The 9635-nt window shown below is 40.8% G+C and carries 9 protein-coding genes; 6 read left to right on the forward strand and 3 right to left on the reverse strand.

Annotated features, from left to right (window positions below; all coding sequences use genetic code 11):
- Window positions 1-150: 150 nt before the first annotated feature.
- Window positions 151-507 carry a plasmid mobilization protein gene (locus VL525_RS13935; RefSeq protein ID WP_325387624.1) on the forward strand — a complete coding sequence of 119 codons (357 nt, stop codon included), beginning with the start codon at window positions 151-153 and terminating at the stop codon, window positions 505-507.
- Window positions 482-1678: a relaxase/mobilization nuclease domain-containing protein gene (locus VL525_RS13940; protein ID WP_325387625.1), complete on the forward strand. Its 1197-nt coding sequence runs from the start codon at window positions 482-484 to the stop codon at window positions 1676-1678. Before VL525_RS13935 ends, VL525_RS13940 begins: the two co-directional genes overlap by 26 nt.
- A 3-nt stretch (window positions 1679-1681) precedes the next feature.
- Here the strand turns inward: VL525_RS13940 and VL525_RS13945 are convergent, their stop codons facing one another.
- Together VL525_RS13945 and VL525_RS13950 are read right to left on the reverse strand one after the other, a co-directional pair.
- Window positions 1682-2296, reverse strand: coding sequence for an MOSC domain-containing protein (locus VL525_RS13945; RefSeq protein ID WP_325387626.1), 615 nt, complete (start codon window positions 2294-2296; stop codon window positions 1682-1684).
- Complete coding sequence (locus VL525_RS13950; protein WP_325387627.1) at window positions 2286-3014, reverse strand: hypothetical protein; 729 nt, start codon at window positions 3012-3014, stop codon at window positions 2286-2288. Before VL525_RS13950 ends, VL525_RS13945 begins: the two co-directional genes overlap by 11 nt.
- Before the next feature lie 633 nt (window positions 3015-3647).
- Between VL525_RS13950 and VL525_RS13955 the strand changes: the two genes are divergently transcribed.
- The 3 genes from VL525_RS13955 to VL525_RS13965 all read left to right on the forward strand — a co-directional run bounded on the left by VL525_RS13955 (window position 3648) and on the right by VL525_RS13965 (window position 7022).
- The gene (locus VL525_RS13955; RefSeq protein ID WP_325387629.1) at window positions 3648-5690 is read left to right on the forward strand and encodes a hypothetical protein; all 2043 of its coding nucleotides are present in this window, start codon (window positions 3648-3650) and stop codon (window positions 5688-5690) included.
- A gap of 11 nt (window positions 5691-5701) precedes the next feature.
- Complete coding sequence (locus tag VL525_RS13960; RefSeq protein WP_325387631.1) at window positions 5702-6685, forward strand: hypothetical protein; 984 nt, start codon at window positions 5702-5704, stop codon at window positions 6683-6685.
- Window positions 6686-6803: 118 nt separating this feature from the next.
- Window positions 6804-7022 carry a hypothetical protein gene (locus VL525_RS13965; RefSeq protein ID WP_325387633.1) on the forward strand — a complete coding sequence of 73 codons (219 nt, stop codon included), beginning with the start codon at window positions 6804-6806 and terminating at the stop codon, window positions 7020-7022.
- Window positions 7023-7276: 254 nt separating this feature from the next.
- Here the strand turns inward: VL525_RS13965 and VL525_RS13970 are convergent, their stop codons facing one another.
- Window positions 7277-7678 (reverse strand): helix-turn-helix transcriptional regulator, encoded by a 402-nt coding sequence (locus tag VL525_RS13970; RefSeq protein ID WP_325387635.1) that lies wholly within the window; start codon window positions 7676-7678, stop codon window positions 7277-7279.
- 140 nt (window positions 7679-7818) lie between these two features.
- Here VL525_RS13970 and VL525_RS13975 point away from each other — a divergent pair, with 140 nt between their 5' ends.
- Window positions 7819-9282 carry a HEPN domain-containing protein gene (locus tag VL525_RS13975; protein ID WP_325387637.1) on the forward strand — a complete coding sequence of 488 codons (1464 nt, stop codon included), beginning with the start codon at window positions 7819-7821 and terminating at the stop codon, window positions 9280-9282.
- Window positions 9283-9635 lie beyond the last annotated feature (353 nt).

The following is a 9635-nucleotide window of genomic DNA, read 5'->3' on the forward strand; positions in this document are numbered from 1 at the left end:
TCTATAGCAAAGGAACAAAGGTAAGTGTGCATTTTATGAATTGACGGCTTAGACTATAATAATGACAATGAAATTTTAGTGAATTTTTATTTTTCGGTACTACCGTTTTACTCCTGAAATAACTTGTTTTTGTGGGGTGACTTTTGTTTCATGGCAAGACCCAGGAAAGCAACGGAAAACAAAAAAACTTATAGGCTCATAGTTAGGCTAAACCCTGAAGAGCGCAAATTGGTAGAACGGGCTGCAAAAACCGTTGGGCTTAAGGCATATTCATTTGCCCGACTGAAAATTCTTGATGGCCGGATTCCAAAGCCGGTGCTATCAGAAATTGACTTAGCCACTTATTTGGAACTTAAAAAGATAGGTGTCAATATTAATCAATTGGCTCGTGTCGGTAATTCGGGCAGGTTTCCTGTCGGGATCAATATGTTGCTATCGAAGCTTTCGGAACACCTTGAGGCCATTATCCGCCTTTTACTAGATGATAGCAATTCAGAAAATCGGTAAAAGCTTTCCAGGGGCTTTAAGATATAACCTAAAGAAACTCAATCACCCTGATTTAAGCAAACGGGCTGAATTGCTGGGAACTAATTTCGCATCTATGGATGTCGCTTTCATCAATAAGGAAGTGGAGTTAGTGAAAAGCCTGCGGCCAAATTTAAACAGGTATGTGTACCATACCAGTTTAAATTTCCCAAAAGAGGAACAAGCCCAGTTGTCCAACGAAAAACTGTTGGCCATTGCGCTTGAGTATTTAGAAGCCTCAGGCTTTTCAAATAACCAGTACATCATTTTCAGGCATCACGATAGTGACCATCCTCATATTCATTTATTGGCAAATCGTATCTGTTTTGATGGGAACGTTGTATCCGATAGCAACAATTATAAAAAGAGTGAGGCTATACTTAGGGAGTTAGAGTACCGATATAACCTTATAGCTGTTGAACAAAGTAGCTTTGTAGCAGTAGAGCAGGTTATCAATAAGTCTTTAGAGCGTGGTAGCTTTAGAACTACGGAACAACATATCCATATAGCCAGGCAACACCGTAACGCTGTATCACGGAAATCGCCCACGCGGGATGAAATCGCAATGATTTTGCGAACCGGCAAGTCCTCCAATAAATTATTGTTACAAGAGTTGCTGATACACCTGTTCGCTGAAAAACCAGACTCTATTTCCCAATTTATCCTTGACGGAGAAAAAATGGGCATATATTTTTTATTTAACCAGGCATCTACAGGACGCGTATCCGGAATTACTTATTTTTTCAAGGATTTTAAAGCAAAAGGACAAGCTTTGGGAAATCAATTTAAATGGGCGGAGCTTATCAGAAAGATACCTTTTAACCCCAATTTTGACAATGCGGCCATTGCCGCTGCTAATAACAGAACGACTAATAAGTTTGAGTTAACACCAGGTGCGGATGTACAGAACGTTACGAATGAAACCGCGTACGGCGGTGTAAACCTGCAATCTATCCAACCAAAAACATTAGAAAATGGCGATCATCTCCAAAATGTACAGACAGAAATTGAGTTGCGGGCTGTTGAATCATTCGACGAAACAAATGCTTACCGCAGCGTTATAGGTGTTGAAATATCTGACGATATTGATGATGAGGCGATCTTGGGAAGAAACAGGCATAGAAAGAAAATGTCCAGGACAAACAGAAGGTAAAGTTTAAAAAAGCGAGAATTGCTGGTTATCATTTTTGAACAATATCATTTTACCATCGATTTCCTTGTGTTTTTTGATAATGGCTGGTAAGGCACGGCAATAGGATGGAGCAAGGCCCACTTCCCAAATTAGTTCCGATGCAAAAATGGGCTTGGAATGCTTTTTTAAAAACCAGACAATTCGCTCAACCGCGTCATATGGAATAGCTTCCATTCGCACATCAATCAGTTTAGTTGGGTCACCGTTCCGAATGGTTCCAGCGTTAATGACTTGGCCTAAATATCCGCGCTGATGCAAAATTGTCTTTGGGCCAACAATGTGTTTAATTTTAAAGCAGGGTTCGCAATGAAAGGTAAGACGTAGTTGAACATTCCCAATTTGAATTATTGAGCCTGATGGAATTGAGTGGATATCTATCTGATCGAGTAAAATATTCTCCCATAATTGCCCGGGTGAAATACCGAATGATCGAAGTGTTTCCTCCGTATTGATCAAAATCTGCCTGAACGGGGAACAAAAAACTCCCGAAGCAATTCCTTGCTCCGGGGTTAACTGCATAGAAGTTACCGGCACCATTTGACCAGAACGTTCTTTTTTTATAAAAAGCCTACTTACCATATGATCTTTCGATAGGCAAATTGTAGGTGGTTTTAGCGGCGCTTTTAAGATCCGGATCATGCCCCAAAATAAACTTGACCCGTTTGAAACACATTTTCCAAAGCTGCTCGAAAGTAGCTCGTGGAATTTCCTTTAAAACATTGATATCCATATCCGCCAAATGTAATTCGGTTTCTTTGGAGGCTTTTAACACCCATTCGTACACTGGTTTTGGCTTTACCCTTAAGGTGATACCCGCAAAAGGGGCACGCCTTGTTTGTGGTAAAAAATCAAAGGGCCCAAAACCTGTAACCCAGGATGAATATTTACCAACCTTTAACCGATAGGCTAAACAAACATGACCGTCATATATGGTTTGTGATTCAACCGTGATGCCTTGCACCTCATTTAAAACCTCGAGAAAGCCGGCAAGGTCGGCCTGGGTTTTTACACCGGGAAATATGAGGGATATCGTATTAATTCCCGGATCAATTATGGCCTTTTGAATGGCTTGATTTATAGCCTCGGCGGACAGGTGGGTTATCTCCCCAAACCATCCGTACGCATTAGGGGCCTTTGCCACCATGGCCGCAAAAAAGCAGCCCGTCTTATTTTCTTCAAAAAACCTGAACCACAGTTTTTTGATCAGTTCGTTATCGGTTATGGCCTGCAACGCCGGTGCAGGCTTGCCATCATCGCCGTCCCCGGCTGATGGTGAGATGCATTGTTCTACTATCATATTGTTTGATGTAAAAATTTAAAATTTTGTTATCTCACAACGGTTTTAAACAAATGCAGCCCGTTGGCAACTATTTACGCACTTGTTTTTGGTTTAGTGTACTGAGCCATTAATGAATTTTGTGTGTTGATCGGCAAACTTTTTTAGTCGGCATGCCCGCTAAGCAAACCTTTAAAGCTTATTGATCCTGTTAAAATTTTAGTAACGTTAATTGTGAAATAGAAAAAGTTGAACGAAGAATTGTAAAATATGAATTTCCTTTACCCCCTTTCTTTTAAAAACTACAGGATGTAGTTATTTTCAGCTACAAAATTAATTTTCATCAAAAATTAATTTTTCCATTTACCATAAAGCGTTAATAATTACCGCATTTGGTAATGGTAAAAGAGGAAAGAGGGAATATTTGGTGTAAGAGCATTACGAATTTCCGATTAACAGGCACGCTATTTTTAGAAAACAGCAAAAAACGCGAATGGTAAAAGGGAAATTTTAAGGATTTTATAATTTAATTTAAAAAAATAACTACAAAAAATATATTGCCTCATCAGTTTCTGTTTATATTTAGCTCATTAATTGGCCATTACCGAAAAAAATATTTTTGGTAATGGTAACCTTCAAACCTTACAATTAAACATGGCAGTCATTGATAGTAGATTTTTACGCAAACCCTGGTTTGTTATCATCAAGAACTTTGCGGAACAGCAAGCTGAATTCCCACCTATTATCGACAAGGGCCAAAAATTGCTCGACACCAACAATGACTGGGTAAAAGAAACACCTTTAGATGCTGATAAAATTATATTTGATGACGAAACGGAAGAGTCCTGGTTTCGTGACGGAATAGAGAGCGATGGTGGCATAAAGAAAATACAGTATGATTATAGTTATAAAGTAGTCAAACATGTCAGGCTGGTTTGCAGCGCGATCCAGACAAAGACACTTGACATTGTGAAAACTGCAAAGCCTGACAGGATAGAACGGACAAAGGCAAGGAAACTCCAGGATACCCACGGGCAACTTGGAGTAGATGAGGAATCCGGTCAACAACGGTTTCTAAACAAGGGATTGAAAATCAGCGCTGAGGGAGTAAACACCATCATTGACCTCGCGATAAAAATCGTAAAAGGTAAGGTTAGCCAAAACCACGAAGATAAGGATGATCTGGAGTGCCTTTTGGCGATAAAAGCAAACTTTAAAAGTTATACCAGCAACAATAATAAAGCGTTTAGCGCAGCGGAATACCTCGCTTATTGGGAAAATCACCGGGATTTCTGGAAGGAAGGGGAACTAAAACCCAATTTTTCCAATTCTAAATGGTTCTGCTTTCGAAGAACGGATGCACGAAACATAAGTGAATCGAATTATGGCATTTCCATTAGCCCCATTGAAATAAAAAGCTACGGGCCCGGTAATTATTCTATTTATATGCTAAGTAAATACAGGGACGCTGATCACAATTTCGATCCTGTCGCCTACAAAGGTCTCGTGACCGTGGATGAAAACCACAAAGCATTAGTGATTGAAATGCACCAGGCAATTGCGGATGCCGACCATCCAACAGTTGCGTTTTCAGTGATGCAGTTAGGAACGGATAAAAACCCAAAACTTTTACTCGGTTACCTGACCTACTACTCCCTGCTATCAGGCAGGTATATTACAAAAGTTTCGGTTTGGCTGCGGATGGACACTTTTACTCCAACGTTTTTTGGACATGACAAACACAAGCTTCCAACGGCGGAACAGTTTACCAATTTTGCGATCAATCTGAATCCAAAAGACAACAAAGCTGATTTTGACCAGATACCTGTTGATATAAGGAAGTTTTTATCCGAAAGATCTCAAAACCGTCTTACATTACCAAGTAAGGTGATCAGCAGTCTTACAGATGGTGACCACGCCCTGCACAAGTGGCTGAAACCGAAATATGAACGCGCAGAAGACAAAACACTCATCCCATGCTGTGGGGATTATGACGTATTTTATTATTACGGCAGCACAATAACCACAGAAACGAGAGACCAAGATATTCTTGATCATACAAGGTCAGATAAGTTAACTTTTGCGTATGATGAAAATGCAACAGCCTTTAGCGCCCGTTATACCCATACCCGTTCAGAACAAGGCGTGGAATATCTCGGCTCGGTAAGCAAACGGGATGCCGTTGTAGAAATAGTAGTAGAGTTTAAAGGTAAATTCCCTTATAAGACTACCGACAAAAATATCATCTATCTATCTTACTCCGTTCCCCACGCGGAAAGGATGGTATTCGACAAAGAGATAGCAGGGGTCGATTATTTTGAAGGGCTAATAGCAGGGGTAAACGACCAGAAACCTGCCCCGATCTCGTTCCTAATATTATTGCGAAAAAGAACTGAAAAAAATAAAAATATAAGCTTTAATCCGGCCGACACCGGAAACCTGGTTACTGCAACGGTATTGGATTTTTTTAAAACCAACAAGGATAATCTTCGCCTGGAAGCAAAGCCTCACGGACATGAAATTGCCAATAGCCTTATCGGCATCGTTTCTTCAAAAGGCTACGGGTGTAGTCTCGATGAGGAAAAACGTTTTGTTATCTTTGACCGGAAAGGGCATACTATTCACTGCACGCAGGAAAAATTTGTGGTTGTTCAACAGGGGGCACTTTATGCGGAAGAATTTATCCGGTCATTGTAACGCGGAAAGTGATGCTGTATTCAAAAATCGAACTGGAGTACATTGTCAGAGAGGGTACTCCAAATGAAAAAATTACTGCTCAGATCCGTTACCTCCACAAGGTACGTCAGAAGGAAACAAAAAAGCTGTTGCCTCACGAAAGAGAATTCATTACCGGATTTTTGCCACGAGTGTATGTAGATCAGGAAACAAAAGAGGCTGTCTTCAATGTATATGAACTTGATTTTTGTGCAGATGCCCTGCTCAAACAATTATTCCTTACCTACCAGGAAAATCTCGATTTTTTGATGCCTGCTTTTAACGGAGTAAAATACCTTGAGCCGCACGAGATCGCTGCAGATAAAAATAATTTCTATGTTTTATTTGATCACTGGAAGGCGAAATTGCTTTCAACATACTCCGACGCCTATTTGCACGAGGTAAGGCTGGAATATCACCGAAAAATTGAAATACTCGAACAAATACGAAAACAGGGCTTGTACGGCCGGTTTTTTTACGAACGCAAGGCACTTGAGCAACAGCTGAATGCGTTTTATATGTACTACGTAACCAGAGCATTTTTCAGGGCTAACAAAAGCGATTTCGTACTATTTCAGGCTGCCGGTAGATGGTTTTCCATCAATGTTTATAGTTACGTCCACATCGTTTCCCGGCATTACATTCCAAAGCTTAATGGCATAGACCCTGAGCGAAGCTTTAACAATTCTTTGCCCTTTATTGACCCTTTTAACCTTCCTTACAGCTTGAAGGACCTTATATTGGATTATTTTTCCAACGCACCACCAGGACGCATTTTTAATGAGGAATGGCTGATATTTAGTTACCGAAATGAATTTTATATGATTTGGTGGAAACGCAAGAGGCTGAAAGAAATCCAACAGCAATTTGGTTATGAGCTTCGTACTTTATATAAAATTGAAGCGGGCCGTGATTGGCAAAAAATCAATTATCAAAATGCTTTCGTAGTAAATAATGACCTAAAATATTATTATTAAAAACAGCCTTGAATTAGCTTTTAAAAGGGATAATGCTGCCATTTCGGAAGCAAATAAACGTACTGTAACTAAATTTAATTAATCGCGCCGAACACTAGAACTATCGAATGGTAAGAAAGTGCGAAATACAAACGATGAGAATCAGCAGTTAGATGATGCCATTCGATTTCTCCCGGAAGTTGATTTCGATTACAACCCTGCAAAGGAACGTTCGGTTGAAGCTACGGACAATTATTACCCGGTACCGGATATCGCTATAAGCGATGATATCGACGATGAAGCGATTCTGGGACGGAACAGGCGTAGGAAGCAGCATCCGCGCACGAACTCCAGGTGATTTTGTTTATCTGGGCATTTCCCCGATTATCATCGGGGTCCGGCTTTCCGCTATATCTTCTGCGAAGGATACGCTTCCAATCCGTAATGCTATATTTTTTTCTTTAAATTTGTCATTCAATCGGCTACTCAAAATGCCGAATTGTGATAAGGTTTAGGTTTAAACCCCCAAGCAGCGAGTGCCAGGGGGTTTATTTTTAAATGAAAAAGGAGTGCTATCGCACCCCTTTAACTTATATAATTGTTTTTAGGGATTTACTTCCCTTGATTTTTCAGCAACTCGACCTTTTCACGTTCACTTGCTAAAAGCTGCTCATATAATTTTTTGTTTTCTTCAAATACTTCAACAAGCTTATCAATCGGATTAAACGTAGGCTGAAAATTAATTGCATTTAAAGTTGAGGTATCGTGACTTGTGAAAGTATTGTTGATAATATTCAAGACAGCATCTTCGCTGAAATTTTTGATCGCTTCAGGTGTGACTCCTAACGCAACGGCAATTTTATCCAAAGCTAAATCTTCAACGTCGGCGCTCTGCTCAATCTTGGAAATACTTTGTTGACTAACGCCTAAAAGGGCGGCTAACGCTTCCTGTTTCATGCCACGCAACTCGCGAATCTTACTTATTTTTCGTCCGATATGTATAGTCTCTGCCATAGGTCAAAGGTATTGGTATTCTGTAAATGTAAGAAACAACCCGCGATTTGTAAAGTACAACCGCGTGTGGTTCGGTACGGCTAATATCTGCATTTTCTTTGAAATGCCTGTCAATTTAGTCAGGCATTAAAAGCAAGGTTATGTCAGAACATATTTTTAACCAGTGGGAGCACCTGCCGATAAACCTGCCAGCAGCGCAAATAGCAAATCCCTTAGAAGTCTTGGACGACTTTTTTTCATCCGCGTGGCTCCCGCAACATATTGAGGAACTGCATAAATGGCGAAAAGCTATCCTTGAGCCAAGCTTTTTTGTCGACCCCAAGGGAAGTCCTGTTAGCTTGTATACGGCATATAAAAACAACCTCAAATTAGTTGAAGCTTCTTACCTGATCAATGCCGCTTATAGGAACGGGTATCACCACTATAGCCAATCCATCGCAAAAAACGCGGAACAACTCGAATGCGAAAAACAAAATTGGTCGCACTTTCCAACGCTATTGAACGACGCGGAATTGATAAATCCTTTGGCTGTGATAGAGGCATTTTTCAATGGCTTTAGCCTTCAGGAATATCGTGAACAATTAGAAGAGTGGCTTGAAAGCGGTTTATCCAACCAGTCAGCGGATAAATGGATGGAATCCTCTAAGATCATTGCCGTGTATGAACATCTGCAAAAACTCTATGGTGCAGCATTCTTGATTCATCAGCGTATGTCTGGTGACCCATACTTAAATGACATTGCTCAAAGTAACGATGGAACCCCAAATCCCGCCCGAATCCAAACACCCGAACCAGTGGTATACAAACTCAATACTATAATCACTTCGGACCAGCATGACCAGTTAGGTCAGCTTGTGGCAATTATCAAAGAGAGGGCACCCTCGGTACAAGCTGTTTTTTATTTGGGTGTACCTCCAACCGGGCAGGCAACAATCTATTTGCTCGTTCTGACAGATAATAATGAGCAAGGGTTAGCACAGGATATTAGCAACCATCTCGAAGAATCTTGTAAGAAGGTAGCCAGCGTTTTTATCCTGGTGCATCATGCGGCCAGTTTGATAACAGCTACAGACGAAAAAAACGTGTTTCTAAAAAAAGCCTCTGGTTGCCCGGTGATCTATCTTTCAGGAGGCCTGATATTACCGAAACAAAAGGAAGCCGACTATTTTTTTGTTAAGGAAATCGCGTTTCGTAAATGGCAACGGTGGCACAGTCAAAGCCTGGAATTTTTAAAAGGTGCGGAATATTACCTGAGGATTGGCGCATACAATGCCGCGCTGTTCTCCCTTAATCAAACCGCAGAATGTTTGCTGGTTGCCATTGTGAGATTTATGACCGGGTACGACATCAATACGCACAACCTCGAAAGGTTATTAAAACTAACGCAAATGTTCACGGCTGGCATTGCTGCGGTCTTTAATCTGAAGGATGAGGAAAACCGGAAACTGTTTAATGTGCTTAAAGGAGCTTATGTTGACGTAAGGTATCGCGACAGCTATGAAACTGATCCGAAGGCTGTATTGGCTTTATCTGATTTGGTAAAAGAAATGACTGTGGTGTTAGAGGTTGTGCATCGAAAACATGTACTGGCCTCGACCTTGTAAGCGGAAAGAAACTGCGGCAGACGGCTCATTACATCACGCTGTTACCACATGCTATATTTCATTCGCCGTCAGCCTCGTTTCAAATTGTCAAAAACTGAAGCTGCGCAACAGATTTTTCTTTTGGAGTGTTTAAAGGGACATTTCCTATAACTCAGAGTTATAATTTACTACTTATGATTTTAGGATGTGGCACTATAAGGCTGTAATCTTGCATTGTCACCGCCACCACAAAGTTAGCCCGGTCGGAAAATCGTCAAGGGCATGTGAATGGCGCTGATATGGTTAATTTATATTTTTTTCGGCAGCGCCACCCTTGACTATTTTCCTCCCTATCGCTGCCGGTTGTTTAAGCG

The sequence above is a fragment of the Mucilaginibacter sp. genome (genome assembly GCF_035492695.1).
In the GTDB taxonomy this organism is placed as follows: Bacteria; Bacteroidota; Bacteroidia; order Sphingobacteriales; family Sphingobacteriaceae; genus Mucilaginibacter.